Consider the following 26,695-nt stretch of genomic DNA (forward strand, 5'->3'; position numbering starts at 1 on the left):
AGACCAAGTTTTCCGGGTCGGGGCAAAACGGTACCCCGAACGTGGCAGGAAGGGCCCGGCCAGTGGACCGGAGCGACCGAACAGCAACCACCTACGACGCGATCATCGTCGGTGGCGGGCACAACGGGCTCGTCGCCGCCGCCTACCTCGCGCGGACGGGGCTGCGGCCCCTCGTGCTGGAGGCCCGCGCCGTCACCGGCGGCGCCGCCACCACCGAGACGCCATGGGGACCGGAGTTCAAGGTCACCGCACTGTCGTACGTGATGAGCCTCATGCCCCCCACGATCCTGAACGACCTGCGGCTGGCCGAGCACGGCTACCGGGTCGTCCCCATGGGCCCCGACTTCATGCCGTTCCCGGACGGCAGGTCGCTGATGCTCACCGGGGACGAGCGCCACGACCACGCCGAGCTGTCGGTGTTCGGCCGCGGGGACGCCGACGCCATGCCGCGGTACGAGGCGTGGCTGCGCGGCGTCGGCGACGTGCTCGCGCCTCTGCTGATGAAGACCCCGCCGAACGTCGGCTCCATGCGGCCGCGTGACCTGATGGGCCAGCTGCGGCTGGCGTGGGCCATGCGGGGGCTGCGCACGCGCGGCGCGGCGGACGCGGTCCGGCTGTTCACCATGTCGATCTCCGACCTGCTCGACGAGTGGTTCGAGTCGCCACAGGTCAAAGGCACCATGGCGATCAACGGCGTCATCGGCACGTGGGCCGGGCCGGCCGAGCCCGGCACGGCGTACGTCATGATGCACCACACCATCGGTGACGTCGGCGACGGCAAGATGGGGAGCTGGGGGTACCCGATCGGCGGCATGGGTGCGGTGTCGGCCGCGATCCGCCGGTCCGCGGAGGCGTTCGGCGCGCACGTGCTCACCGACGCCAAGGTGGAACGCATCGCCGTGCGCGGCGGACGGGTCACCGGTGTCGCGCTCGCCGACGGCCGTGAGTTCACCGCGCCGGTCGTGGTGGCCGCCACCCACCCGAGGATCACGTTCCTCGATCAGATCGAGCGGGCCGAACTGCCGGACGACTTCGTGGCCGACATCGAGCGGTGGCGGTCGCGCAGCGGCGTCGTGAAGATCAACGTAGCCCTGTCGCGGCTGCCGCGGTTCGCCTCGCGGCCCGATCTCGCGCCGGAGCAGCTCAGCGGGTCGGTGGAGCTGTGCCACGACCTGGAGTACGTCGAGCGGGCCTTCCAGGACGCGCGCGAGGGACGTCCCGCCGCGGCGCCGTTCTCCGACAGCGTCATCCCCTCCATCCTCGACCCGAGCCTGTGTCCGCCAGGCACGCACGTCATGTCGATGTTCACGCAGTGGGTGCCGCACACCTGGTCGGCCGAGCCGCACGAGGCGGAGCTCGACGCGTACGCCGACCGGGTGATCGGGCTGTACGACGACCTGGCCCCCGGCTTCAAGGCGTCGGTGCTGCACCGGCAGGTCATCGGGCCGCACCGGATGGAACAGCAGTACGGCCTGGTCGGCGGCAACATCTTTCACGGCGAGCTGTCGGCCGACCAGCTCTTCCACCTGCGGCCGGCCCCCGGGTACGCCGGCTACACCACGCCGGTGCGCGGCCTGTACCAGTGCTCGTCGGCCACGCACGGCGGCGGCGGGGTCACCGGCATCGCCGGGTACCTGTGCTCACAGCGGATCCTGCGCGACCGGAGGTGGCGACGATGACCGGCACGGCACGAGGACGCACCGCACCCCTCGACCTCGATCAGGTGCGTGCCGCCGTCGTCCCGCCAGGCACGATGCTGCCGGCCGCCGCGTACCTGTCCGACGACGTGCTCGCCTTCGAACGCGAGGTGATCCTCGCCGGCGGCTGGGTCTGCGCGGGACGGTCGTCCGACCTCGGGCCGCGCTCGCGCAAGGCGGTCGCCGTCGGCGACGACAGTGTGCTGCTGGTGCGCGACGAGGACGGCACCCTGCGCGGCTTCTCTAACGTCTGCCGGCACCGCGGCCACGAACTGCTGCCGTGCGGCTCGACGGCCACCGGCCGCCTCATCACCTGCCCCTACCACAACTGGGTCTACGACCTCACCGGCGCGCTGCGCCGCGTGCCGCGCTCCGGCGACGCCTTCGACACAGGCGCGCTCGGCCTGGTGCCGGCCGCCGTGGCGGAGTGGCACGGCTTCGTGTTCGTCAACGCCTCCGGTGACGCGCCGCCGCTGCCGGAGTACCTCGCGGGCCTTGAGGAGATCGTCGCGCCGTACGAGATGGAACGCCTCACGGTCGCCGCCACGCACGAGTACGACCTCGCGGCCAACTGGAAGCTCGCGGTGGAGAACTACCACGAGTGCTACCACTGTCCCGCCATCCACCCGGAGCTGTGCCGGGTGTCCCCGCCGGACAGCGGCGACAACCACCCGCCGACGGGGCTGTGGGCCGGCGGCAGCATGACCCTGGTGGACGGCGCCGACACCATGTCGATGACCGGCGCGTCCGGCGGGACGCACCTGCGGGGGATCACCGGCACGCTGCGGCGCAAGGTCGAGTACATCCAGCTCTATCCGAACCTGCTGCTCAGCATGCACCCCGACTACGTCATGACCCACGTGCTCGAACCGGTCACCGCGGGACACACCAAGGTCACCTGCCAGTGGCTGTTCCCGCCGGAGGCGGCCGGCGCCGACCCCTCGTACGCGGTGGACTTCTGGGACGTCACCAACCGCCAGGACTGGGAGGCGTGCGAAGGCGTGCAGCGCGGCGTCGCGTCCCGCGGCTACGTGCCGGGCCCGTTCGCCCCCGAGGAGGAGGTCACCAACCAGTGGATCGCCTGGGTCGGCGCCGCATACCTGACCGGCCGGTTGCCGGCGGTCGAAAGGAACGAAGATGTCCGTCGCCAGTGAGACCGTCGCCGACCGGGACCTAGCCCTGCTGGACACACTGATCGAGGCCGAGGAGTCGGTCTTCCTGGCCCGCACCGCCGAGTCGCGCCGCGTGCGCGCCGCCAGCGCGGACGTCCTGCCTGGCGGCGTCGCCTCCAACTGGCAGGACGCGCCACCCGGCGCGGTGTGGATCTCCCACGGCGCGGGGTCGCGGGTCGTGGACGTGGACGGCACGTCGTACGTCGACCTGCACGGCGGCTTCGGCGTCGGCCTCGCCGGTCACGCGCACCCGGCGATCGTGGCGGCCGTGTCCGATCGGGTACGCAAAGGCACGCATTTCGCGCAGCCCACCGAGGACGCGGTCGTGGTGGCGCGCGAGCTGGCCCGGCGGTTCGGGGTGCCGCTGTGGCGGTTCGGCAACTCCGGCACCGAGTCCACCATGGACGCCGTGCACCTGATGCGGGCCGCCACCGGCCGTATGAAGATCATCAAGGTGGAGGGGACGTACCACGGTCACCACGACAGTGTGCAGGTGTCGGTGTACCCCGGCCCCGAGGAGCGCGGCCCGGCGGGACGGCCGTACTCGGTGCCGGTGGGGCCCGCGGTGCCGCCGGCGCTGGCGCAGCTCACGCTGGTCGTGCCGTTCGGCGACCTGGAGCCGGTGGAACGGCTGCTGGTGGAGAACCCCGGCGAGATCGCCGGCATGATCATCGAGCCGATCATGATGAACATCGGGCTCATCGCACCGCCGGACGGCTACCTGGCCGGGCTGAAGGCGCTGCTGCACCGGCACGGCGCGTACCTGGCGTACGACGAGGTCAAGACCGGGCTCGCGGTGTCGCAAGGCGGGGCCACGCAGTGGTCCGGTGTGGTGCCGGACCTGATCTGCCTGGCCAAGGCCCTCGCCGGCGGCATCCCGTGCGGCGCGATCGGCGGGGTTCCCGAGCTCATGGGGATCATCGCCGACGGCACCTACGAGCAGGTCGGCACGTTCAACGGCAACCCGCTCACGATGGCCGCCGCGCGGGCCATGCTGTTCGACATCCTCGACGACGCGGCGTACCGGCACTTCGAGCGGCTGCGGCGCGTCATGTCCGACGGCGCCGAGGAGATCCTGCACCGGTACGGTCTGCCGGGTCACGTGCGGTCCTACGGAGCCAAGGGGGCCGTCGTGTTCCACGACCGGCCGCTGCGCGACTACCGCGACTTCGTGGCGTACCCCGACCAGTGGGGGAACGCGCACTGGCTGTACCAGCACAACGGCGGCGTGTTCCTGCCGCCGTGGGGCAAGTGCGAGCAGTGGACGGTGTCGGTGCAGCACACCGAGGCCGACGTGCGGCGCTTCGTCGTCAACCTGGAACGGATGGCGGCACACCTGCGTCCGAGCTGACGGCTCCGGCGCGGCGGCGCAGGAAAGGCGCGGTGCCGTTCAGGCATGGACCGTCAGGCCGGCATGGCCGCGAGCAGGTACGCCAGCCGGGCCGCCGCCGCGTCGATGTCGTCCACCGTGCCGAGGCGGTACCCCCACGAGGTGACGAACGCGCCTTCGGAGCTGCAGGTGACGACCTCGTGCAGGTTGCTGCTGAAACGGTTGCGCACACGCACGCTGGCCGGGGAGCCCGGCACGACGCGGACCGCGAGGTCGATGTGGGTGCGAGTGGAGTCCGCGAAGCGCTCAAGGCAGGACATCGTGTCGAGCACCGGCCTCACCTCCAGATCACCTGGAAGGCAAGGATTGCATGATCTTGGGATGATCGGCAAGCAATTGTGCGGATCAAGGCGTCGATTGTGAGGAGTACTCCACAAGTACGCGGACGATGAGCTCGCGGGCCTGCTCATGGAAGACCGAGGCCGCGCGCAGTTCCTCGAACGCCGCCGCGTAGAACGCCACCTCCTCGGGGTCGCGCAGCAGCAACTCCTTGGTGCGCGTGGCCACCCCGACCAGCGACTCGTTGTAGATCCAGAACCCGTTCAACAGCGCCGACGGCAGCTCCGCGCCGAACGGGATGAGCCCGAACTCGACGTTCGGCAGCGTCGTCACCGCCAGCAGCCGGTCGAGCTGACCGCGCATCACGTCGTCCGGCGCCAGCCGGTACCGCAGCACGGCCTCCGGCATCAGGAAGTGGAACCGGCGCTCGGGGTCGTACAGGATGTCCTGCCTGCGCATCCGCACCCGGATCGCCGCGTCCACGTCGTCCCCGACCCCCTGCACCCGCCGCACCTTGCTGAAGATGTGCCGCGCGTACTCGGCCGTCTGGAGCAGCCCGATGATCACCCCCGGCTCGAACACCCGGAAGAGCAACGTGCGGGACTCCAGGTCGCGCACGTCCTCCTGCAGGGCCGCGAGCCCCGACTTGTGCCGCTGCCGCCAGGAGTCCTGCCGCTCGATCAGCGACACCGCCTGCGCGATCAGCGCGTCCATCACCTCCGGCGGCGCCTCCACCGCCTGCCCCCAGACGACCACGTCCTCCTCGGACGCGCTCTGCCGCGCGTTCTCGATCCGCGACACCTTGGACGCCTGCCAGCCGAGCCGCGCCGCGAGATCCTTCCCGGACATCTGCGCGGTCTCACGCAGGTGCCGGAGCTGCGCGCCTAAAGTAACCCGCGCCTCCTGAAAGCCGCTCAAACCTACCTCCGGCTGGGGCATCGGAACTCGCACGAGGGTAGAACGGCGACGCCGGTCAGGCCATAGGGATCTCCCTATTCGTGACCGGAGCGACGTCATCGCAGCTGAACCCGGGGGAGCGGCCACCGCGCGGTCAGCGGCCACCGCCGGTGCGCCACCGGCGGCCGGCCCTCAGGCGAGCAGCCGCCGCGCGATCTCGGTGAGCAACTCGCGCGGCACCTCGACCGCGGTCTCCCCGTCCAGTACGTCCCGCAGATCGGCCCGCGCGTCCGGATCGGTCACCGCCATCCCCTGCACGACGATGGTGCCCCGGTCCGTCTCGTACAGCGACGGACAGGCACCGGCCTCCGACGTGGACCCGAGAAACCGCAGACGCATGGATGTCCTTCCCCGGAGGAAGATCGACTGGCGCAATTGCGCGCAATTGTAATCCATCCAGACGTCGCGAACGGGATGTTCTGCGCCAGCTAGACCAATCGGGTAATTCCGGCAAACTCCGTTGTCAGTCCCCGGTCACCCCGTCCGCCATCTCGCGAAGGATGTCGATGTGCCCGTTGTGCCGGGCCGTCTCCTCGATCAGATGGTGGTAGATCCACCGCAGATTGACGATATGTCCTTCCCTGGTCGGCTTCCTGGCCCACGTGTCCAGGCTCACCTCCCGCAACAACCCCCGGTACCGCTCGGCCTGCTCCTCGTACTCCGCCAGCAACCGCGCCAGCGGAATCTCCACCCCGATCCGCATCTCCCGATCCGGATCGTCATCCGTCCACGGCCCGTGATCGTCCTCACCGAACAGCCGCACCTGGATCCACGAGTACTCCACCCACCGCAGATGACTCACCAGCCCACTGATCGACATCAACGGCGACGTCCCGAGCGGCGCACTCCGCGCACCCTCCTCCGACAACCCCTCACACTTCGCACGCACCGTGGCCCGCGTGTAGTCAAGCAGCCTCTCCAACACGGCCCGCTCGTCCCACGCCTCAGGAATATCACTCCGCACCATGACCCCGAGCCTGCTCCCCGTCCACCGGCCGTGTCCACCGGTTATCCGGGAGGCCGGCCGGGGTCTTCTCCGCGGGACGCATCCGTTGCTTCCCTGCTCGTTCCTTACTGCGGTGTCCCCTCGGGGTGGGCCGGGAGGACGTCGAAGTGAATGACGACCCGTGTGGTGTCCGGGGGTGGGACGAGAGGTGTCTCGGACTCGCGGTGGTCGGAGAGGGTGCGGTAGGTGGTGAGGATCTCCTGGATCTGGTGGGACAGGGTGATGGTCTCTTCGGGGGTCAGGCGGAGGGAGCGGCGGCTGAGGCCGCCGGCTTCCTTCCATTCGGGGGGGAGGGTGGATTCCTCCTCGCGCCAGCGGGTCAGTTCGGTGGCTCGGTGGTGGACCACGTGGTCCGTCAGGATCTCGATGGCGGAGGCGGTCTCCGGTTCGTCGTCGGGTGGGGGGCCGACGGAGTAGCCGCCGGGGGTGACGCGCCAGTACTTCTCCTTGCCCTTGCCGAGGCCGGGGACCTGTTCGATCATGCCGTGCTTGGCGAGTTCGCGCAGGTGGTAGCTGGTCACGCCGGTGTTCTCGTGCAGGTGTTCGGCCAGGCGGGTGGCGGTGGAGGGGCCGCCGGCGTCGAGAAGTTCGTACAGGCGGAGGCGAGTGGGGTGCGCGAACGACTTCAGCGTGTGAGCGTCGAGGGCCCGTGCGGAGAAGCTCTTGCGTTCCATGAGTGTGCACACCTATCTTTGCAAAGGAATTTATGCACAACTTTACTTGCACACACTGTAGCGGAGGAGCCGTGACGATCGGCAGAACGTTCGCCTTCCTTTGGGCCTCCACCGGACTGTCCAACGTGGCGGACGGCGTGCTCAAGGTCGGCGCGCCACTGCTCGCCGTGAGCGTCACGCGCTCACCGCTGCTGGTGTCGCTGACCGCGGTGGCCGGCGGCCTGCCGTGGCTGCTGTGCACGCTGCACGCCGGGGTCATGGCCGACCGGCGGGACCGCAGGCGGGTGATGGTCGCCGCGCACTGGGCCCGGGCCGGCGTGTTCGCTGTCGTGGCGGTGCTCGGCGTGCTCGGTCAGCTGACGTTTCCCGTGCTGCTGGTGGCGCTGCTGGTCGCCGGGGTGGGGGAGGTGTTCGCTGACACCTCCGCGCAGTCGGTCCTGCCGATGACCGTGCCGCCGGAGCGGGTGGCCGCCGCCAACGGCAGGATCGTCGGCGCGCAGACCGTCGGGAACGACTTCCTCGGCGGTCCCGCAGCCGGGTTGCTGGTCGGGGTGAGCGCCGCCGTGCTGTTCGCCGCACCCGCCGTGGTGTACGCCGCCGCCGCGGTCCTCCTGCTCGGCATGCACGGCCGCTTCCGGCCGGAGCGCGTGTCCACCCGGCCGCTGCGTGCCGACATGGTGGAAGGACTCCGGTACCTTCGCGGTCACCGCGTGCTGCGCTCGGTGGCGGCCAGCGCCGGGCTGCTCAACCTCGCCAACGCCGCCTACTGGGCCGTCTTCGTGTTGTTCGCGGTCGGGCCGTGGACCTCGCTGGCGCTGACCCCCGCCGCCTACGGGCTGCTGATGACCGCCGTCGCCGTGGGAATCCTGGCCGGCTCGCTCGTGGCGCACCGCGTCATCGCCGAGCTCGGTGACAAGTGGGCCCTGCTGCTCTCCTGGCTGGTCAACAGCCTCTTGCTGCTGGTCCCCGTCCTGGCGCCGCATCTCGTCCCCACGTACACGGCGGCCGTGCTCCTCGGTGTCACCAACGCGCTGGCCAACGTCGTGACCATCTCACTGCGCCACCGTCTGGTACCGGAGGATCTGCTCGGACGCGTGAACTCCGTGTACCGCTTGATCGGCATGAGCGGCATTCCCGTCGGCGCCGCACTCGGCGGCCTCCTGGCCACGATGACCTCGCTTCCCGTCGTGCTCATCACCGCCGTGGGGGTCTGTCTTGCCGGGATGGTTCCGGTGGTCCGCGCCGGCTTGCCGCGTCCGGCCGTCGCGAACCTCACCGTCAAGCACTCCGGCGTGGGGGGATGGGGACGAGCTGGGCTCGGAGTTGTTCGCCGAGGGCTTTGGCCTGGGGGTCGAGGCGGGGGGATGCCGCTACGCCGCGGCCGAGTAGGCCGTGGATGACGAAGTTCACGGCCAGGAGGTTGGGGAGGTCGTAGCGGTCGATCTTCAGGTGGCTCGTTTCCGGGAGGAGTTCTTTGAGGCGGTCTGTGGTGAGGTAGGTGCGCAGCCACGTGTACTCGTCCGGAGTGCGGGTCCAGACGCCGAGGTTGGCGTTGCCGCCTTTGTCGCCTGAGCGGGCTCCGGCGATCGTTCCCAACGGGGCCCATCGGACATCTGTGCCGGCAGGTACGGGGGAGGGTTTCTCGCCGTACGGCGGCGCCGAATTCGCCGTACCACGTCCCGCCGCGTCGGCGCCGGAGAGGGAGGTGCCGGGGAGGCGGGGGGAGGGCTCGGCGGTGGCGGGGGGTGGGGGTGCGTGGCTTGCCTTCGTGGAGGACGTGTGGTGTGCGGTCTGGTCGGGGGAGGTGTGGTGCACGGTCTCGGTTGGTGGGGGGGACAGGTGGACTTGTGGGTGGACGGTGGTGGTGGGGGTCGTGGTGGGCCAGTAGACGCCGTAGGGGGTGGCGTCGGTGGGTGGGGTGAGGGAGTAGAAGCCGGGGTAGCTCGCCAGGCCGGTTTCCACGACGGCGGAGGAGAAGGCGCGGCCGGCAAGGCGCTGGTCGGGGGACATGACGGTGATGCGGAGGAGGGCCAGGCCGGCGGGGGTGGTGGGGGTGAGGTCGGTGTGGACTTCGGTGAAGGAGGATTTCGGGACTCGGGTGAAGATGGCTTCTTCGGCCAGGCGGGCTTTGGCTTCGAGGTCGAGGCCGGTGAGGGCCAGGGTCATGGTGTTGCGGTAGCCGGCCAGGTAGTTGAGGGCCACTTTCAGGGTCGGAGGTGGAGGGGTGCCTTTGACGCCGGTGATGTGGACGCGGTCGGGGGATCGCTGAGTGAGGTGGATGGTGTCGAAGTGGGCTGTGACGTCGGGGCCCTGGTAGGCGGGGGAGGCGATCTCGTAGAGGAGTTGTGCGGTGACGGTGCCGATGGTCACGGCGCCGCCGGTGCCGGGGTGTTTGGTGATGACGCTGGAGCCGTCGGCGTGGAGTTCGGCTATGGGGAAGCCGCAGTGGGGGAGGTCGGGGATCTCCTCGAAGAAGGAGTAGTTGCCGCCGGTGGCCTGGCAGCCGCATTCGATGACGTGGCCCGCCACGACGGAGCCGGCGAGAGCGTCGAGGTCGGTGGCGGTCCAGCCGAAGTGCCACATGCCGGGGCCGGTGACGAGAGCGGCGTCGGTGACCCTGCCGGTGATGACGACGTCGGCGCCGGACCGGAGCGCGGTGGCTATGGGACGGCCGCCGAGGTAGGCGTTGGCGGTGACGGGGGTGGCGGTCAGGGGTTCGCCGGTGTCCATGTTGGTCATGTCGCCGAGGTCGGTGCCGGCGGCGAGCAGGTCGTCGCCGGTGATGTGGGCCACCGTCGGGGTGAGGCCGAGACGGGACGCCAGATCTGTGACGGCCTGGGCGCAGCCCGCCGGGTCCAGGCCGCCGGCGTTGGAGACGATCTTGATGCCGCGGTCGAGGCAGGTGCCGAGGACCTGTTCCATCTGGGTGAGGAACGTGCGCGCGTAGCCGGGACGACCCTTCATGCGGTTTCCGGCCAGGATGAGCATGGTCAGCTCGGCCAGCCAGTCACCGGTGAGGACGTCGATGGGGCCGCCGTCGACCATCTCGCGTGCCGCCGACAACCGGTCGCCGTAGAAGCCGCTGCAGTTGGCGATCCGCAACGGCGCCTCGCCGCTCGTCATGCCGGCCGCTCCCCGGTCGCGCCGTCCGGGGCCGGGATCCAGGAGGCGGGACGTTTCTCCCGGAAGGCGCTGATGCCTTCCTGGCCTTCGGCCGAGGTGAAGCGTTCGGCGGAGAGGTCCGCCATCTGGCGCAGGCCCTCGTCCACGGACATCGAGGGGACGGTGCGCACCAGCCGCTTGGTGATCGCCAGGGACTCGGGGCCGCCTTTGAGCAGCATTCCGGTGTAGTGCGCGACCGTGTCGTCCAGGGTCCCGGGGGGGACGGCGCGGGTGAGAAGACCGATGCCGACGGCCCGGGTGGCGTCGAAGACCTCGCCGGTGAGGAAGTACTCGGACGCGGCGCGGGGGTCGAGGCGCCGCAGGACGGTCACGGCGATCATCGCGGGGACGACGCCGAGACGTACCTCGCTGAACGCGAACGTGGCGGTGTCGGGGGCGATGGCGAAGTCGCAGGCCGCGACCAGGCCGAGGCCGCCGGCGCGTGCGGTGCCGTTCAGTCGGCAGATCACCGGCTTGGGGCTGTCCCAGATGGCGCGCAGCACGTCGGGGAACGCGCCGGTGACCGGTGCGCCGGACGCGGCCTGCTCCTTGAGGTCGGCGCCTGAGCAGAAGACGGTGCCGGTGCCGGTGAGGACGAGCACGCGTGTGGCGTCGTCGCCGAGCGCCTGGCCGAGAGCGTCGAGCAGTTCGGCGAGCAGCCGGGTGGACAGTGCGTTGCGGTTGGCGGGGGAGTCCAGGGTGAGGGTCGCCACGCCGTCGCGTGTCTCCAGATGAACGAGCATCAGTTCTCCTTCACGACGGTGTGCCTGAAGCCGTCGTCCCGAGGACGAGCGGGGATCTGCGGCGACGGGTGAGCATCAGGCTTCCTCGATGACGGCGAGCACGGCGCCTGCTTCGACCTGGTGGCCGGGGGCCGTGCCGACGGTGGTGACGACGCCTGTGGTGGGGGCCTTGATCTGGTGTTCCATCTTCATGGCTTCCAGGGTGAGGATCGGCTGGCCGGCGGTGACGGCCGTGCCGGGGGTGACCTCGACGCGCAGGACGGTGCCTGGCATGGGGGCCAGGAGGGAGCCGGGGGTGGCGGTGTCCTCGGGGGCCGGCAGGCGGGGGAGTGCGGTGAGGCGGATCGAGCCGAGGGGGGAGTCGACGAAGAGCGTGTCCTCGTACGCGGCCACGGCGAAGCGGCGCACGACGCCACCGGTCTCCAGCACCACCTCGGTGGCGGTGGCCGACACCAGGCGGACGTCTTCGTGGCCGTCGGCGACCAGGCCGTCTCTCGTCAGCAGGTACGCCACCTCGACGCGTCCGGCCGGGCCCTCGAACGCGGTCCGCTGGGGCTGCGACACGACGTTGCGCCATCCGCTCGGCAGGCCGCCGAGCGCCTTGGCGGTGGCCCGGCGGCCGGCGGCGAGCGCCAGGGCTCCGGCGAGTGCCGCCAGATCGGCGCCGCCGTCGCCGGGGACGTGGAGGTCGTGGCGGGTCAGGAAGCCGGTGTGCACGTCCCCTGCCAGGAAGGAGGGGTGGCGCAGGATGCCGACCAGCAGGTCGCGGTTGGTGGCGGGGCCGTGGAGGCGGGACGTGGCGAGCGCGGTGGCGAGGCGGCGGGCCGCGCCGGAGCGGGTGGGGCCGGTGGCGATGAGTTTGGCGAGCATCGGGTCGTAGTGGACGCCGATGTGCGAGCCGGTCTCCACACCGGAGTCGAGCCGCAGGTGGGGGCCGGGGCCGTCCGGGACGGTGAAACGCGTGTCCACGCCGGGGACGTCGAACAGGTGCACCGGGCCGCTGCCGGGACGCCAGCCGTCGGCGGGGTCCTCGGCGTACAGGCGGACCTCGATGGCGTGGCCGGACGGGGCCGGGGGATCGGCGGGGAGGCGTGCGCCTTCGGCGATCTCCAGCTGGAGACGGACCAGGTCGAGGCCGTACACGCACTCGGTGACGGGGTGCTCGACCTGGAGACGCGTGTTCATCTCCAGGAACGCCACGGTGTCGCCGGACGGCCCCGGCTTGACGAGGAACTCGACGGTCCCGGCGCCGACGTACCCGATGGCGGTGGCGGCCCTGGCGGCGGACTCCAGGAGCAGCGCGCGGGTGCCGGCCGCGAGACCCGGCGCGGGGGTCTCCTCCACGACCTTCTGGTGGCGGCGCTGGATCGAGCAGTCACGTTCGCCGAGCGTCCACACGGTGCCGTGCGTGTCGGCGAGCACCTGCACCTCGATGTGCCGCGCGTCCTCCAGCAGGGGTTCCACGAACACGGCGCCGTCGCCGAACGCCGCCGCGGCCTCGCGTCGCGCCGCCGCCACCGCCTCGGCCAGCTCGGCGGCGTCGCGCACGGTCCGCATGCCACGGCCCCCGCCGCCGGCGGATGCCTTGACCAGCACGGGGAACGTCAGCCCTTCGTCCTCGGGGTCCAGGGACGGCAGGAGCGGCACCCCGGCGCGGCCCATCAGCTCCTTGGCCTCGATCTTGGAGCCCATCGCCGCGATCGCCTCAGGCGCCGGCCCGACCCAGGTCAGCCCGGCGTCGAGCACGGCACGCGCGAACTCGGCGTTCTCCGACAGGAACCCGTAACCGGGATGGACGGCGTCGGCGCCGGCGGCACGCGCCGCCTCGATGATCGACGGCACGGACAGATAGGTGTCGGCGGGCCGGGCCCCAGGCAGCCGCACCGCCTGGTCGGCCTCGGCGGCGTGCGGTGAGCCGGTGTCGGCGTCGGAGAACACCGCGACCGTCCCGATCCCGAGCGCACGGCAGGTACGGAAGATCCGTCGCGCGATCTCTGCGCGGTTGGCCACAAGCAGCCGTGTGATCATGTCGAGGTCACATCCAGTCGCGGGGACCGGCGGGGACGGACGATCCGGACGGAGATCTCCTCCGGGTGGAGTTCTGTGCTCATGCTGCGGTCACATCCGGAAGACGCCGAAACCGGCGGAGGCGGGAGGTGGGGGAGGGGAGGAGCAGATGGCGGACAGGCACAGGCCGAGGACGGTGCGGGTGTCCCGGGGGTCGATCACGCCGTCGTCGTACAGGCGGCCGGACAGGAAGAACGCCAGGGACTCGGCTTCGATCTGGGCCTCCACCATCTGGCGCATCGCGGCGTCGGCCTCCTCGTCGTACACCTGGCCGCGGGCCTGCGCGGCGGCGCGGCCGACGATGGACAGCACGCCGGCGAGCTGCGCGGGGCCCATGACGGCGGACTTGGCGCTCGGCCAGGAGAACAGGAAGCGTGGCGCGTAGGCGCGGCCGCACATGCCGTAGTTGCCGGCGCCGTAGGACGCACCCATGACGACGGTGAGGTGCGGCACGGCCGAGTTGGCCACCGCGTTGATCATCATCGCGCCGTGCTTGATGATGCCGCCTTGCTCGTACCGCTTGCCGACCATGTAGCCGGTGGTGTTCTGCAGGAACACCAGTGGCGTTCCGGTGCGGTCGGCGAGCTGGATGAACTGCGCCGCCTTCTGCGACTCCTCGCTGAACAGCACTCCTCGCGCGTTGGCGAGGATCCCGACCGGGTGGCCGTGCAGCTCGGCCCACCCGGTGACCAGCCCGGCCCCGTACAGGGCCTTGAACTCGTCGAACTCGCTGCCGTCCACGACCCGCGCGATCACCTCACGCGGGTCGAACGGCACCTTCAGGTCCTCCGGCACCACCCCGAGCAGTTCGTCCTCGTCGTACAGCGGCGGCGCACCCACCCGGGAAGGAGCGGCGGGCCGGTTGAGCCGCCGCACGATCCGCCGGCCGATGCGCAGCGCGTCGTGCTCGTCGAGGGCCAGATGGTCGGCGAGCCCGGACACCCGTGCGTGCATCTCGGCGCCGCCGAGGGACTCGTCGTCGGCGTCCTCCCCGGTGGCCATCTTGACCAGCGGCGGCCCGCCGAGGAACACCTTGGCTCTCTCCTTGACCATGACCACGTGGTCGCTCAGCCCCGGCACGTACGCGCCGCCGGCGGTGGAGTTGCCGAACACCAGCGCCACCGTCGGCACGCCGGCCGCCGACAGCCGTGTGAGGTCGCGGAACACCTGGCCGCCGGGGATGAAGATCTCCTTCTGGGTCGGCAGGTCCGCGCCGCCGGACTCCACGAGGTTGATCAGCGGCAGGCGGTTCTCCAGCGCGATGTCGGAGGCCCGCAGCGACTTGCGCAGCGTCCACGGGTTGGACGACCCGCCGCGCACGGTCGGGTCGTTGGCGACGATCACGCATTCGACGCCTTCGACGACCCCGATCCCGGTGACGACGCTCGCACCGACCGGAAAATCGGTGCCCCACGCGGCCAGCGGCGACAGCTCAAGGAACGGCGAGTCGGGATCGACGAGCAGCTCGACGCGTTCCCTCGCGGTCAGCTTCCCCCGCGCGCGGTGCCGGTCGACGTATTTGGCGCCACCTCCGGCGACGGCCTTGGCCTGTTCCGCGCCGAGGTCCGCGAGCTTGGCGAGCATGGCCTCCCGCCTGGCCCGGACGGCGGGGTCGGCGGGGTCGAGACGGCTGTGGATCACGCTGCGCTCCTGAGATCGTCCTCGCGTCGCAGGCTACCCGCAGTGGGACCAGCCGCTCTGCCAGGAGGTACCCGCGTGGCTGCCACCCCAGATGACGCAGGCCTTCCCGGCGGTGAGCCGCACCGGCCCGGCGTACGCGGTGAACATGCCGCCGTCGGACTGCGACGCGCCGCCTTGCACCTTGAGCACGGCCGACATCCGGACCTTCTGCGGCGCGACGTACTTGGCCATGGTCACCACGCAGTTCTTGCCGGCGGTCGCGTTGTACATGAGCACGACCGTGGCGTTCGCGCCGAGCGCGTGCGCGTCGATCCGCTTGTACCCGGACCCGCAGACCTGCGCCGCGGTGTACGGGTTGGGCTTCGGCGACGGGCTGGGTTTCGGCGTCGGCGTCGGCTTCGGGGTGGGGGTGGCCGAAGGGGTCGCGCTGGGGGTGGGGGACGGCGCAGGGGTCGGTGTGCGGGTCCGCGACGGCGACGGCGAAGGGGTGCGGGACGTGCGGGCCGCCGCCGGACGGCTGGGCCGCGGGGACGGCGTGCGGGTGCGCCGCGTCGGCGTGGCCGTCGGCGACCCGGCCGGCTCGGCGGTGGGTTCCTCGCTGCCTTCCACACCGGCGACGACCGGCGGCTGCGCCTGCGGGGGATCGGCGCCGGCGCGCAGGGCCAGGGTGGCGCCGGCCGCGAGCACGGCGGCGACGAGGCCGGCCGCCACCGGCACGAGCACCGGCCGCAGGCGGCGCGGCGCACGCGGCGGCGGTGGCGGGACGAACGGCCGGCCCATCAGGTGGGACAGCACCTGCTCGGCCGTCGGCCTGCGCGCCGGGTCCTTGGCGAGGCACGCGGCCACCAGGTCGCGCAGCGGCCCGTCCAGGGGGCCGAGGTCAGGCGGCTCGTGCAGGATGCGGTTGATCACCGCGGGGATGGAGTCGTTGCCGAACGCGGGCCGTCCCCCGGCCGCGTAGACCATCGTGACACCCCACGCGAACACGTCCACCGCCGAGGTGAGCGGCCCGCCGCCGAGCTGCTCAGGCGCCAGGTACGACGGCGTGCCGATCGTGTCGGCGGTGAGCGTGGCGCCGGGGGTGTCCAGCGCGCGGGCCACACCGAAGTCGATGACGACGGGCCCTTCGGGGCCCATGAGCACGTTGGCCGGTTTGAAGTCGCGGTGCAGGACGCCGGCGCTGTGGATCGCGGCGAGCGCGGTCGCCGTGCTGACCGCCACCCGGTCGAGCGCGGCGCCACGCCGCGGCCCTTCGCGGTCCACCAGCAGCCGCAGCGACGGTCCCGGCACGTACTCGCTCACGATGTACGGCCGGTCGCCTTCGACGTCGGCGTGCAGCACCGGCGCGGTGCAGAACCGCGCGACCCGCCGCGCGACCTCGACCTCGCGCAGGAACCTGGCCCTGGCGTCGCCGTCGTCCGACAGCCGCGCGTGCAGCAGCTTGACCGCGACCGGCTCCCCGGACGGCCCCCGGCCGAGGTAGACGACCCCCTGGCCGCCTTCCCCGAGGCGTCCGAGCAGCTCGAACGCCCCCAGGCGGTGCGGATCGCCGCCGGTGAGCGCCTGCGTCACTCAGAACCCCCGTGAATCATGACTTGGTGGTGTTTGCCGGTTCTCGGCACGCTATCAGCGGGACGCCGTCAGCCGCCGGTGACTTGAGAGGCTCAGATGGCCTTCCCGGGGTTCATGATGCCGAGGGGATCGAAGACGTTCTTGATCCCCCGTTGCACGTCGCCGGAGACCTCTCCGCGCTCCAGGTCCAGCCAGCGGCGCTTGAGCACCCCCACGCCGTGCTCCCCGGTCAGCGTGCCGCCGAGGCGCAGCGCCGCGCGGAACACGTCGTCGGCGGCGGCCCACACGTGCGGCGGCGGCTCGGCCAGGCCGCGCTCGAAGATGAACACCGGATGCAGGTTGCCGTCGCCGGCGTGCGCCACCGTGCTGATCAGCGCGCCGTGCCGCTCCGCCGCCGCCTCGATCTCGGAGATCATCACCGGCAGCGCGGACCGCGGCACGCACACGTCCTCGACCAGGCACGTGCCGAGCCGTTCCTTGGCCTGGTACGCCAGCCGCCGCACCCCGATCAGCTCCTCGGCCTCATCGGGGCTGGAGGTGGCGGCCACGAACGTCGCGCCGTTCTCCTCGCACAGCGCGGCCATGCGCTCGGCCGCGCCGGGGACGCCGTCGTCGGACTGGCCGATCAGCATGGCCCGCACCCCGGGTTCGAGGCCGATGTTCTTCCAGTCGTCGATGGCCTTGAGGGTGTTGCGGTCCATGAGCTCCAGCAGCGAGGGACGGCACCCGGCGGCGATGATGGCCGCCACGGCGTCCCCGGCGGCGCGCAGCGAGGGAAACTCGGCGGCGAACGTCGCAGGCGGCGTCTCCGGCGCGCGGCGCAGCCGCAGCGTGGCCGCGGTGATCACACCGAGCGTGCCCTCGGACCCGACGAACAGGCCGGTGAGGTCGTACCCGGTGACGCCTTTCATGGTGCGCCGGCCGGTGGCGAGCACCCGGCCGTCCGGCAGCACGACCTCGAGGCCGAGCACCGAGTCGCGGGTCACGCCGTACTTGACGCAGCGCAGCCCGCCGGCGTTGGTGGCGAGGTTGCCGCCGATGGTGGAGATCTCGTACGACGACGGGTCCGGCGCGTACATCAGCCCGTGCGCGCGCGCGGCGCGGTCCAGGTCGGCGGTGATCACGCCGGGTTCCACGACGGCGATCTCGTCGGCCGGGGACAGCTCGCGCACGGCCGTCATGCGGATCATGGAGAGCATCACGCAGCCCTCCACGGCGGTGGCGCCGCCGGCGAGACCGGTGCCGGCGCCGCGCGGCACCACCGGCACGCGGTGCTCGGTGGCCCAACGCAGCGTGGTCACCACGTCGTCGCGGCTCTCGGCGACGACGGCGCACAGCGGCGTGCCTGGTGGAAGGAATGTTTGGTCGCGAGCGTAGGCACCGGCGACGTCGGGATCGGTCAGCACACGGCCCGCGGGCAGGGCCGCGACGAGGTCAGCCAGGTGGTTCACGCATGTGAGCGTATGTGCCGCTCGCCGATTTCTCCCACTCGGGGTCCGGTGTCGACTCCCGCAGATGACGATTCAGCAACATCCCGAGTTTACTTTACTTTCGCTTTACTTTTTCCTCTAACGTCCGCTTTGCCGATTCTGGCGGTTGTATGAGGAGGATCCCTGTTGTCACGCAGAGTCAGGCGTCTCGCCGCGACGCTGCCGGTCCTCGGACTGGCGGCTGCGACGCTCGTGGTCACGGGCTCGGCTTCCCCGGCCACGGCGGGGGACGGCACCGCAGCCCGGTACCAGCCGAAGGCGAGCGACTACTACATCAACTACGCCCCTCCGCGGGTGCAGGCCGAGTCCGCCACCAAGGCCGACGAGAAGGTCGACACCAAGGCGGGGCGGAAGGGCCACGTGCCCACGGCCGAGGAATTCGACAAGAAGCACAACCTCGGTAACCCCGTCGCCGCGCGAGTGCTCAACAAGCACGAGCGCCAGGCGGTACGCACCGGCAAGAACCCCTTCGAATGGCTGTACAAGAAGGCGAAGGTCACGCAGGAAGCCAAGCTGCTGACCCTGCTGGTCGAGTTCAACGACAAGGCCAACGACGACTTCTCCGGCTTCAGCCGTCCGCGCAGCACCGACGACACGACCGACTGTGTCACCGAGCCGGCCGGCACGCTGCTCAACGGGCCGCTGCACAACACGATTCCGAACCCCGCCACGGCAGCAGGCGGCGGCAAGGACAACAACTCGATGTGGGTGCCGGACTTCAACAACGCGCACTACAACTCGATGCTCTACTCCTCCAAGGGGATCACCAAGCGGGTCCGCACGGACCTGAAGGACCCCCGGGACGGCAAGCCGGGCATCGACATCTCCGGCAACACCCTGAAGAACATGTACGAGGAGATGTCCAAGGGCGCCTACACCGTCACCGGTGAGGCCATCGGCTGGCTGAAGGTCCCCCACTCCGAGGCGTGGTACGGCGCCGGCGCCTGCAACGCGGCACCGCAGGACATGTCCGGCCACCCGGACAACCCGCGTGGCGCGTCCCAGCTCGGCATCGACGCGGTGAACGTCCTCGCGGCGCAGAACCCGAACTTCCCGTGGGCCGACTACGACAAGGAGGACACCTCCGACGCGGACGGCGACGGGAACTTCAACGAGCCCGACGGCGTGGTCGACCACCTGGTGCTCGTGCACGCCGGTGAGGACAAGTCGGGTGGCGGCGGCAACGAGGGCACGTACGCCATCTGGGCCCACTCCAGCGCCATCCCCGGCGGCTACACCGTCCCCGGCACCAGCGTCAAGATCTCGAACTACATCGTGCAGCCCGAGGACTCCGGCGTCGGCGTCTTCGCGCACGAGTACGGCCACGACCTCGGCCTGCCGGACCTGTACGACTCCAGCAACGGCGGCGACAGCGACGTCGAGTTCTGGGACCTGATGTCGACCGGTTCGCACTCCGGCCCCATCTTCCAGTCCCTGCCGACCCACATGGGTCTGTGGGACAAGTGGGTGCTCGGCTGGGCCAACCCGAAGGTCGTCGAGCCCGGGTCCGGGACCAAGCTGCTGACCGTCGGCCAGAGCTCGCGCACGCCGAAGCTCACCGAGGACGGCGTGCGGGTCAACCTGCCGCCGAAGACGGTGGTGCTCACCACGCCGCACAGCGGGTCCAACGTCTGGTACTCCGGCAACGACCAGGACTGGGCCGACGTGCGGCTCACCCGGTCGATCGCGGTGCCGTCCGGCACGGACGTGAAGTTCCGGTTCTGGACCGACTACACGATCGAGGCCGACTGGGACTTCGGGTTCGTCGAGGTCTCCACCGACGGCGGCGCGACGTGGAAAGAACAGAAGGTCTACGGCGCGGACGGCACGCTCGTCTCCACCGACGACGGCTACGCCGACCCCAACCACCGCCTGGTCGACTACGGCAACAAGAAGTACGGCCTCACCGGTGACTCCGGCGGCTGGCAGAACTACTACGTCGACCTCGCGCCGTTCGCCGGCCAGAACATCACGCTGCGCACCCGGTACGCCACCGACGCGGCGGCGGCCGAGCGTGGCTGGTTCCTCGACGACTTCTCCGTGACCAACGGTTCCACCACGGTCTGGAGCGACGACGTCGAGTCCGGCGACAACGGCTGGACCCCCACCGTGACCACCTTCACCGACACCACCGGTACGGGCTGGAAGCGGTACAGCGGTTCGAGCGAGAGCGCGCAGTACTACCTGGCCGAGTGGCGCAACCTCGACGGCTTCGACAAGGGCCTGCAGTACGCCTACGACACGACCTGGCTGCGTGACGGCGCCTGGAACGTCGAGAAGACGCCGTACAACGCGCCTGGTCTGCTGGTGTGGCTGCGCGACACGTCCTACACCGCCAACAACGCCTCGGCGAACCTGTGGGCTCCGCCGTCGCTCGGCGCCAAGGGTCAGCTCCTGCTGGTGGACTCCCACTTCGACCCGCTGCGCCGCACCGGCGCCGCGGCCGCGGCGGACCCCGGCGTGCTGAAGAACATCCCGTCCCGGCCGCAGTCCTCCAACGCGGCGTTCGGCTTCAACAAGACGTACTCCTTCAAGGAGTGCCTGGAGTCCGCGCCGTTCGTCCCGGTCTGCACGAACTTCGGCCCGCAGAGCCCGATCAAGGAGTTCACCGACGCCAAGGGCTGGTACCCGGGTCTGGAGATCCGTGACGACGGCCTGTACTACCGGTTCCGCGACGGCTCGACGGTCGTGCCGTCCAAGGGGAACCAGCTGTACTCGGCGCGGATCGTCAACCCCGACGGCACTCCGGCGACGGACCTGTACGGCGAGACCGTCAACGGGTTCACCCTCGGCTCCGGCAACCCCGGCGACGAGGGCAAGCAGCTCGGCGTGAAGATCAAGCTGATCTCACCGCTGCCGGGCAACCTCGGGGTCATCCTCCAGGTGACCGCGTCCAAGAAGTGACCCTCAGGTCCTCCTGAGGAACCCGCGGGGCGGGTACGGCGCACGCCGTACCCGCCCCGTCCGCTTTCCCGGCTCAAATAGCATGTGCCGGGACGCGTCTACGGGGAACAGGTGATCGGTGAGCGAGTTGCGGAGCAAAGCGGAGCACACCAAGGCGATCCGCGACCTGCGCCGGCTGGTCCTGGTGGTCAACACCAGGTCACGGCGGGGACGGCGCCTGTACTTCGAGGCGCTGCGGCGGCTGGCCGACGAGGGATTCCGGCCGATGCGCACCTACGCGGTGACCGACCCGGCGCGGCTGCCGGAGATCCTCGACGAGGCGCTCGGCCTCGAACCCGACCTGCTGGTGGTCGGCGGCGGCGACGGCACCCTCAGCGGGGCCGTCAAGCACATCGCGCACCGCGACGTGGCGCTTGGCGTGCTGCCGCTCGGCACCACCAACAACTTCGCGCGCAGCCTCGGCCTGCCGCTCGACCTGGCCCGTGCGGTCAAGGTCCTCAGCCACGGCAAGGTCGCCGACATCGACCTCGGCATGGCGGGGGACACGCCGTTCGCCAACCTCGCGAGCTTCGGGGTCTCGGTCCAGGTCGCCGGCACCGTCAAGCCGTGGCTGAAGCGGCTGCTCGGCCGCGCCGCCTACCCTCTGACCGCGCTGACCGTCCTGCCGCGGCACCGGCCGTTCCGCGCGTACGTCACGGTCGACGGCCGCAGGCACGAGCTGCTCACCCACCAGCTCAACATCGCCAACGGCCGCTACCACGGCGGCTGGCAGATCGCCAAGGACATCAGCATCGACAACCGCCGCCTGGTGGCCTACGCGCTCGGCTCGGGACGGCGGCTGCGGCTGCTCGCCGAGACCATGGCGCGCGCCGCCACCGGCCGCTGGACGAGCCTCGCCGGCGGCCCGTTCGTCACCGGCGCCGAGCTGCTGATCGAGACCGACCCGCCGCTCCCCGCCGACGTGGACGGCGAGGTGCGCCTGCGCACCCCGCTGACGATCCGCACCGTGCCGAACGGCATGCGGGTGATGGTCCCGCCGGACTTCGTCGACACCTGACCGGGCCGGCGCCGTCAGACGCGCAGCGCCGCCGCCATGCGCCGTACCGCCTCGGTCAGCACCTCCGGCGCCGTGGCGAAGTTGAACCGCGCGTGGCCCGCGCCGCCGGGGCCGAACATCGGCCCGGCGTACAGCGCCACGCCGCCGCGGCGCAGGAACCACTCGGCGGGGTCGTCGCCGAGGCCGAGCGCGCGCAGGTCCAGCCACGCCAGGTAGGTCGCCTGCGGCGGCTGGTACCCCACCTCCGGCAGGTGCTCGGCCAGCAGGTCGCCGAGCAGGCGCCGGTTGGCGTCCAGCCCGGCCAGCAGGTCGTCCAGCCACGGCTCGCCCTCGCTGAACGCCGCCTCCGAGGCGATCACACCGAACAGGCCGCTGAACTCGCTGATCTCGTCGTCCACCATCGCGAGCTCCGCGCCGGCCCCCGGCCCGTACACGGTGACCGCGGCCTTCAGGCCCGCGAGGTTCCACGCCTTGGACGCCGACGTCACCGTGATCGACCGCTCGGCGGCCGTGCCGTCCACCGTGGCGAACGGCACGAAACGGGTGCCGGGGTAGACCAGCGGGCCGTGGATCTCGTCGGAGATCACCCGCACGCCGTGCCGTCCGGCCAGCTCCGCGACGGCCAGCAGCTCCTCGTCGGTGAACACCAGGCCGGTCGGGTTGTGCGGGCTGCACAGCAGGAACGCCTCCGCGCCGCCGGCGAACCGCCGCTCCAGGTCCGACAGGTCCAGCCGGTATCCCTGCGCGGTGAGCGCGAGCGGGCTGGGGACGAGCCTGCGGCCGATCTTGGGGATCCAGCTGAAGTACGGCGGGTAGGCCGGCGTGTTGACCACCACCTGGCCGCCGGGCCCCGTGACGTGCCGCAGCACCTCCACGATGCCGGTCATGACGTCCGGCACCAGGCGGACCGACGCCGGGTCGGGCCGCCAGCCGAACCGCCGTGCCGCGAACCCCGCGAACGCCTCAGGCAGCGCGCCGGGTTCGGCGTACCCGGTGTCGCCGCGCGCGACCGCGGCGGTGAGGGCCTCGGCGATCGGCGGCGCGAGCGGTGTGTCCATCTCGGCGACCCACACCGGCAGCACGTCCCCGGGATGCTCGCGCCACTTGACGCTGCGCCGTCGCCGCAGCTCAGCCAGGTCGTACGCGGTCAGGGGGTTGGCGTGGCCGATGCCGCTCATCATGCTCCTCCGCACGTCAGGGGCCGTCGTCGCAGGGTGTTCTATGGCCATGACTAGCACATCAGGCGTTTTGTTCCGTCCGGAGGGTGGACACCCTGCTGGCCCGGCCGCCACCCCGCGTGCTGGAATGGCCGGGACGGGAGAGGCGGGTGGGATCGTGACCGTGCACGAGGCGAGGATCGGCCGCTACTACGAGGACTTCGTGATCGGCGACGTGTACCGGCACCCGTTCGGCCGCACGATCTCCGAGGCCGACAACACGTGGTTCACGTTGCTGACCATGAACACCAACCAGAACCACTTCAACGCGCACTACGCCGCGCGGGCCCCCGCCGGCAAGGTCATCGTGAACTCCGGCCTGACCGTGGCGATCGTGCTCGGCATGTCGGTGATCGACATCAGCCAGAACGCCGAGCTGAACCTCGGCTGGGACGAGATCAGGCTCACCCACCCGGTGTTCGCCGGCGACACCCTGTACGCCGAGTCCAAGGTCCTCGAGAAACGCGAGTCGCGGTCCCGGCCGTACGCCGGCATCGTGACCTGCCGCACCCGCGGCCTCAACCAGGACGGCGACGAGGTGCTCTCGTGGCGGCGGTCGGTCCTGGTGTACAAGAAGGACTCGGCGCAGGACCGGGACCATTTCCCCGAGGCCCGCACCGGGCCGCTGTAGACGGCCGGAGGCGCTGTGGACTTCGAGCTCGACGACGACCAGAAGCTGTTCCGGCGCACCCTGCGCGACTTCGTCGACCGGGAGATCGTCCCCGTCGCGGCCGAGTGGGAGCGCGAGGGCCGCCACCCCGCCGAGATCATCGACGGGTTCCGGCGGCTCGGCCTGTTCGGCGTCACCGTGCCGGCCGCGTACGGCGGGCTGGACCTGGACCGCGTGTCGTTCGCGCTGGTCTTCGAGGAGATCGCGCGCGGCTGGATGGGGGTCGCCGGGATCCTCGGCTCGCACACCCTGTCGGCCTGGATGATCGCCACCTACGGCACCGAGGAGCAGAAGGCCGCGTACCTGCCGGACCTCGCCACCGGCGCCAGGCGCACCGGCATCGCGCTCACCGAGCCAGGCGCCGGCACCGACCTGCAGGGCATCACCACGCGCGCCGTGCGGGACGGCGACTCCTACGTCGTGCACGGCACCAAGACGTGGATCACCAACGCCAGGCACGCCGACCCCCTGCCGGTGCTGGTCAAGACCTCGGTGACCGAGCCCGCGCACAAAGGCATGTCGGTGCTGCTGGTGGACGCCGACCTCGGCTTCACCGTCAGCCGCGACCTGCCGAAACTCGGCTACAAAGGCACCGAGACCTGCGAGGTCGTGTTCGACGGCGTGCGCGTGCCGGCGTCGCGGCTGCTCGGCGGGACCGAGGGCCGCGGCATGCAGCAGGTGCTGTCGGCGCTGGAACTCGGCCGGCTCAACATCGCGGCCCGCGCCGTCGGGGTGTCGCAGTGCGCGTACGACGCGGCGCTCGGCTACGCGCGGGAACGGCAGGCGTTCGGCCGGCCCATCGGGGACTTCCAGGCGATCCAGCTCAAACTCGCCGACATGGCCACCGACATCCAGGCGGCGCGGCTGCTGACCTACTGGGCCGCGTCCCGCTCGGAGGCCGGCGCGGTCAACGCCGAGGCCGCGATGGCCAAGTACTTCGCCTCCGAGGTCGCGCTACGCGCCACCATGGAGTCCATGCGGATCCATGGAGGGTACGGGTACTCACAGGAGTTCGTCGTCGAACGGCTCTACCGGGACGCGCCGCTGATGGCGATCGGCGAAGGCACCAACGACGTGCAGCGTCTGGTCATCGCGCGGGCCCTGCTGTCCGGCGCGCTGAAGGCCGGCTGGTGAGCCCCGCCACGGGCCCCTGCCCGTTCTGCGCGGTCGTCGCGGGAGACCTGCCGGCCGCCGTCGTGCTCGACGACGGCGTCGTCGCGGCGTTCCTCGACAACCGGCCGCTGTTCAAGGGCCACGTGCTGGTCGTGCCGGTCATCCACGCCGAGACCCTCGTCGACCTGCCGCCTGAGGACGTCGGGCCGTACTTCACCAGGGTCAGGGCCGTCGCCGCGGCCGTCGAGACGGGCCTCGGCGCGGCGGGGAGCTTCGTCGCGATGAACAACCGCGTCAGCCAGAGCGTCCCCCACCTGCACACCCACGTCGTGCCGCGCCGGCCCAAGGACGGCCTGCGCGGCTTCTTCTGGCCCCGCACCAAGTACGACAGCGACGACGAGGCCGCCGAGTACGCCGCACGCGTCCGCGACGGCCTCGGCGAGATCTGATGGACCCGCCGCCTGGCGACCCCGGCACACGGTCGGTCCCGGTGGCGAACCCATCGCCTGGTGACCCCGGCACACGGTCGGTCCCGGTGACCGACCCGCCGCCTGGCGATCCGGGGGCGCCGTTCGCCGGTGCGGCGGGGCCGCCTGGCGAGTGGCGCACGCCGTTCGTCCACAGCGCCGGTCACGCGCGGCCTGCGGCGCGGCGGCGTGCAGTAGGCTCCGGCGGCGTGGAACCGCTGTTCGCGCTGCCGCTCCTGCTGATACTCGCGGGAGTGCCCGCGATCGTGCTGTGGCGGGTGCTGCGCGGCCGGCGTGAGCTCGGCACCGGCCCCGCCGAGCGTGCCACGTTCGAGACCCTGCACACCGCCTCGCTGGCCGCGCCGCCGCTGCGGGCCGGCCTCACCGCGTCCGGCGCGCTCAAGGCGTCCCGGCACCTGCGCGAGCTGCTCGGCTCACCGGCCATCGCGATCACCAGCGGCGAGGAGCTGCTGGTGTACGACGGCGCGGGGGACCACCACGCGCAGCAGGCGTTCGCGCACGCCACAGCCACCCTGCGTGACGGCCGCACCCAGGTGCTCGGCCCCGACACCGTGGCCTGCGACCGGCCCGAGTGTCCCGTGCGCCACGCCGTCGTCGTGCCGCTCACCACCGACGACCGCGTGGTCGGGTCGCTCGCCGCGTACGGCGACCAGGCCTCGGCGGGCCTGGTGCGCGCCACCGGCGAGGTGGCCCGCTGGGTCGACTCGCAGCTCGCGCTCGCCGAGCTCGACCGCTCACGCACCCTGCTGATGGAGGCCGAGGTGCGTGCGCTGCGCGCGCAGATCTCACCGCACTTCATCTACAACTCCCTCACCACCATCGCGTCGTTCGTCCGCACCGACCCCGAGCGGGCCCGCGAGCTGCTGCTGGACTTCGCCGACTTCACCCGCTACTCGTTCCGCAGGCACGGCGAGTTCACCACGCTGGCCGAGGAGCTGCGGTCCATCGACCGCTACCTCACGCTGGAACGCGCGCGGTTCGGCGACCACCTGCGGGTGTCGCTGCGCATCGCGCCTGAGGTGCTGCCGGTCGCCGTGCCGTTCCTGTGCCTGCAACCCCTGGTCGAGAACGCCGTCCGGCACGGCCTCGAAGGCAAGGCGGGGGAGGGCCGCATCACGATCATCGCCGAGGACGCGGGAGCCGAATGCGCGATCAGCGTGGAGGACGACGGCGTCGGCATGGAACCCGACCGGCTGCGCCGCATCCTGTCGGGGGACACCGACGAGCGGTCCGGCGCCGGCGGCGTCGGGCTGGCCAACGTGGACGAGCGGCTGCGCCAGGTGTACGGCGACGAGTACGGCCTGGTCGTCGAGACGGCGGCCGGCGCCGGTACGAAGATCAACGTCCGGTTGCCGAAGTACCGGCCCGGTGTCTCCGTATAGTTATCCGCGCAGGC

General features: G+C 71.3%; 21 protein-coding genes and 1 pseudogene. 10 read left to right on the forward strand and 12 right to left on the reverse strand.

Annotated features, from left to right (window positions below):
* Positions 1 to 62: 62 nt before the first annotated feature.
* Genes BJ992_RS34255 through BJ992_RS12385 form a run of 3 tightly spaced genes read left to right on the forward strand, consistent with a single transcriptional unit; the run spans position 63 to position 4,220 of the window.
* A complete protein-coding gene (locus BJ992_RS34255; RefSeq protein WP_184980551.1) occupies positions 63 to 1,679 on the forward strand; it encodes an FAD-dependent oxidoreductase in 1,617 nt (538 codons plus the stop codon).
* Positions 1,676 to 2,851 carry an aromatic ring-hydroxylating oxygenase subunit alpha gene (locus BJ992_RS12380; RefSeq protein ID WP_184980553.1) on the forward strand — a complete coding sequence of 392 codons (1,176 nt, stop codon included), beginning with the start codon at positions 1,676 to 1,678 and terminating at the stop codon, positions 2,849 to 2,851. The genes BJ992_RS34255 and BJ992_RS12380 overlap by 4 nt, the downstream gene beginning before the upstream one ends.
* Positions 2,835 to 4,220 (forward strand): aspartate aminotransferase family protein, encoded by a 1,386-nt coding sequence (locus tag BJ992_RS12385; RefSeq protein WP_184980555.1) that lies wholly within the window; start codon positions 2,835 to 2,837, stop codon positions 4,218 to 4,220. Before BJ992_RS12380 ends, BJ992_RS12385 begins: the two co-directional genes overlap by 17 nt.
* Before the next feature lie 53 nt (positions 4,221 to 4,273).
* Here BJ992_RS12385 and BJ992_RS12390 read toward each other — a convergent pair whose 3' ends face one another.
* The 5 genes from BJ992_RS12390 to BJ992_RS12410 all read right to left on the reverse strand — a co-directional run bounded on the left by BJ992_RS12390 (position 4,274) and on the right by BJ992_RS12410 (position 7,175).
* Entirely contained in the window at positions 4,274 to 4,531 is a 258-nt protein-coding gene (locus BJ992_RS12390) for a hypothetical protein (RefSeq protein ID WP_184980557.1), read from the reverse strand.
* 73 nt (positions 4,532 to 4,604) lie between these two features.
* Positions 4,605 to 5,456 carry a helix-turn-helix domain-containing protein gene (locus tag BJ992_RS12395; protein ID WP_184980559.1) on the reverse strand — a complete coding sequence of 284 codons (852 nt, stop codon included), beginning with the start codon at positions 5,454 to 5,456 and terminating at the stop codon, positions 4,605 to 4,607.
* 171 nt (positions 5,457 to 5,627) lie between these two features.
* Positions 5,628 to 5,834, reverse strand: a complete 207-nt coding sequence (locus tag BJ992_RS12400) for a hypothetical protein (protein ID WP_184980561.1) — start codon at positions 5,832 to 5,834, stop codon at positions 5,628 to 5,630.
* A gap of 124 nt (positions 5,835 to 5,958) precedes the next feature.
* The gene (locus BJ992_RS12405; RefSeq protein WP_184980563.1) at positions 5,959 to 6,462 is read right to left on the reverse strand and encodes a DinB family protein; all 504 of its coding nucleotides are present in this window, start codon (positions 6,460 to 6,462) and stop codon (positions 5,959 to 5,961) included.
* Between the two features lie 104 nt (positions 6,463 to 6,566).
* On the reverse strand, positions 6,567 to 7,175 hold the full coding sequence (locus tag BJ992_RS12410; protein ID WP_184980565.1) for a helix-turn-helix domain-containing protein: 609 nt from the start codon (positions 7,173 to 7,175) through the stop codon (positions 6,567 to 6,569).
* Between the two features lie 32 nt (positions 7,176 to 7,207).
* Here BJ992_RS12410 and BJ992_RS32815 point away from each other — a divergent pair.
* A pseudogene (locus BJ992_RS32815) lies at positions 7,208 to 8,434 on the forward strand (MFS transporter); the annotation flags it as partial.
* A 19-nt stretch (positions 8,435 to 8,453) separates the two neighbouring features.
* Here BJ992_RS32815 and BJ992_RS12415 read toward each other — a convergent pair.
* The 6 genes from BJ992_RS12415 to BJ992_RS12440 form a co-directional block, all read right to left on the reverse strand.
* Positions 8,454 to 10,298, reverse strand: a complete 1,845-nt coding sequence (locus tag BJ992_RS12415) for an acyclic terpene utilization AtuA family protein (RefSeq protein ID WP_184980567.1) — start codon at positions 10,296 to 10,298, stop codon at positions 8,454 to 8,456.
* Positions 10,295 to 11,080 carry an enoyl-CoA hydratase-related protein gene (locus tag BJ992_RS12420; protein ID WP_184980569.1) on the reverse strand — a complete coding sequence of 262 codons (786 nt, stop codon included), beginning with the start codon at positions 11,078 to 11,080 and terminating at the stop codon, positions 10,295 to 10,297. Before BJ992_RS12420 ends, BJ992_RS12415 begins: the two co-directional genes overlap by 4 nt.
* A gap of 75 nt (positions 11,081 to 11,155) precedes the next feature.
* A complete protein-coding gene (locus BJ992_RS12425) occupies positions 11,156 to 13,108 on the reverse strand; it encodes an acetyl/propionyl/methylcrotonyl-CoA carboxylase subunit alpha (protein ID WP_184980571.1) in 1,953 nt (650 codons plus the stop codon).
* A 90-nt stretch (positions 13,109 to 13,198) separates the two neighbouring features.
* On the reverse strand, positions 13,199 to 14,731 hold the full coding sequence (locus BJ992_RS12430) for an acyl-CoA carboxylase subunit beta (RefSeq protein WP_184987949.1): 1,533 nt from the start codon (positions 14,729 to 14,731) through the stop codon (positions 13,199 to 13,201).
* 90 nt (positions 14,732 to 14,821) lie between these two features.
* Positions 14,822 to 16,360, reverse strand: coding sequence for a protein kinase domain-containing protein (locus BJ992_RS12435; RefSeq protein WP_184980573.1), 1,539 nt, complete (start codon positions 16,358 to 16,360; stop codon positions 14,822 to 14,824).
* A gap of 92 nt (positions 16,361 to 16,452) precedes the next feature.
* Positions 16,453 to 17,811, reverse strand: a complete 1,359-nt coding sequence (locus BJ992_RS12440; protein WP_184980575.1) for an FAD-linked oxidase C-terminal domain-containing protein — start codon at positions 17,809 to 17,811, stop codon at positions 16,453 to 16,455.
* Between the two features lie 165 nt (positions 17,812 to 17,976).
* Between BJ992_RS12440 and BJ992_RS12445 the strand changes: the two genes are divergently transcribed.
* Positions 17,977 to 20,754 (forward strand): immune inhibitor A domain-containing protein, encoded by a 2,778-nt coding sequence (locus BJ992_RS12445; RefSeq protein ID WP_184980577.1) that lies wholly within the window; start codon positions 17,977 to 17,979, stop codon positions 20,752 to 20,754.
* Between the two features lie 118 nt (positions 20,755 to 20,872).
* Positions 20,873 to 21,811 carry a diacylglycerol/lipid kinase family protein gene (locus BJ992_RS12450; protein ID WP_343072625.1) on the forward strand — a complete coding sequence of 313 codons (939 nt, stop codon included), beginning with the start codon at positions 20,873 to 20,875 and terminating at the stop codon, positions 21,809 to 21,811.
* Positions 21,812 to 21,825: 14 nt separating this feature from the next.
* Here BJ992_RS12450 and BJ992_RS12455 read toward each other — a convergent pair whose 3' ends face one another.
* The gene (locus tag BJ992_RS12455) at positions 21,826 to 22,992 is read right to left on the reverse strand and encodes a MalY/PatB family protein (RefSeq protein WP_246496615.1); all 1,167 of its coding nucleotides are present in this window, start codon (positions 22,990 to 22,992) and stop codon (positions 21,826 to 21,828) included.
* 154 nt (positions 22,993 to 23,146) lie between these two features.
* Between BJ992_RS12455 and BJ992_RS12460 the strand changes: the two genes are divergently transcribed.
* The 4 genes from BJ992_RS12460 to BJ992_RS12475 all read left to right on the forward strand — a co-directional run bounded on the left by BJ992_RS12460 (position 23,147) and on the right by BJ992_RS12475 (position 26,681).
* The gene (locus BJ992_RS12460; protein WP_184980579.1) at positions 23,147 to 23,659 is read left to right on the forward strand and encodes a MaoC/PaaZ C-terminal domain-containing protein; all 513 of its coding nucleotides are present in this window, start codon (positions 23,147 to 23,149) and stop codon (positions 23,657 to 23,659) included.
* A 15-nt stretch (positions 23,660 to 23,674) separates the two neighbouring features.
* The gene (locus BJ992_RS12465; RefSeq protein ID WP_184980581.1) at positions 23,675 to 24,832 is read left to right on the forward strand and encodes an acyl-CoA dehydrogenase family protein; all 1,158 of its coding nucleotides are present in this window, start codon (positions 23,675 to 23,677) and stop codon (positions 24,830 to 24,832) included.
* Positions 24,829 to 25,260 carry an HIT family protein gene (locus BJ992_RS12470; RefSeq protein WP_343072626.1) on the forward strand — a complete coding sequence of 144 codons (432 nt, stop codon included), beginning with the start codon at positions 24,829 to 24,831 and terminating at the stop codon, positions 25,258 to 25,260. Before BJ992_RS12465 ends, BJ992_RS12470 begins: the two co-directional genes overlap by 4 nt.
* A 272-nt stretch (positions 25,261 to 25,532) precedes the next feature.
* Positions 25,533 to 26,681 carry a sensor histidine kinase gene (locus BJ992_RS12475; RefSeq protein ID WP_425503726.1) on the forward strand — a complete coding sequence of 383 codons (1,149 nt, stop codon included), beginning with the start codon at positions 25,533 to 25,535 and terminating at the stop codon, positions 26,679 to 26,681.
* Positions 26,682 to 26,695: the final 14 nt, after the last annotated feature.

It is taken from the genome of Sphaerisporangium rubeum (assembly GCF_014207705.1).
Lineage (GTDB): Bacteria > Actinomycetota > Actinomycetes > Streptosporangiales > Streptosporangiaceae > Sphaerisporangium > Sphaerisporangium rubeum.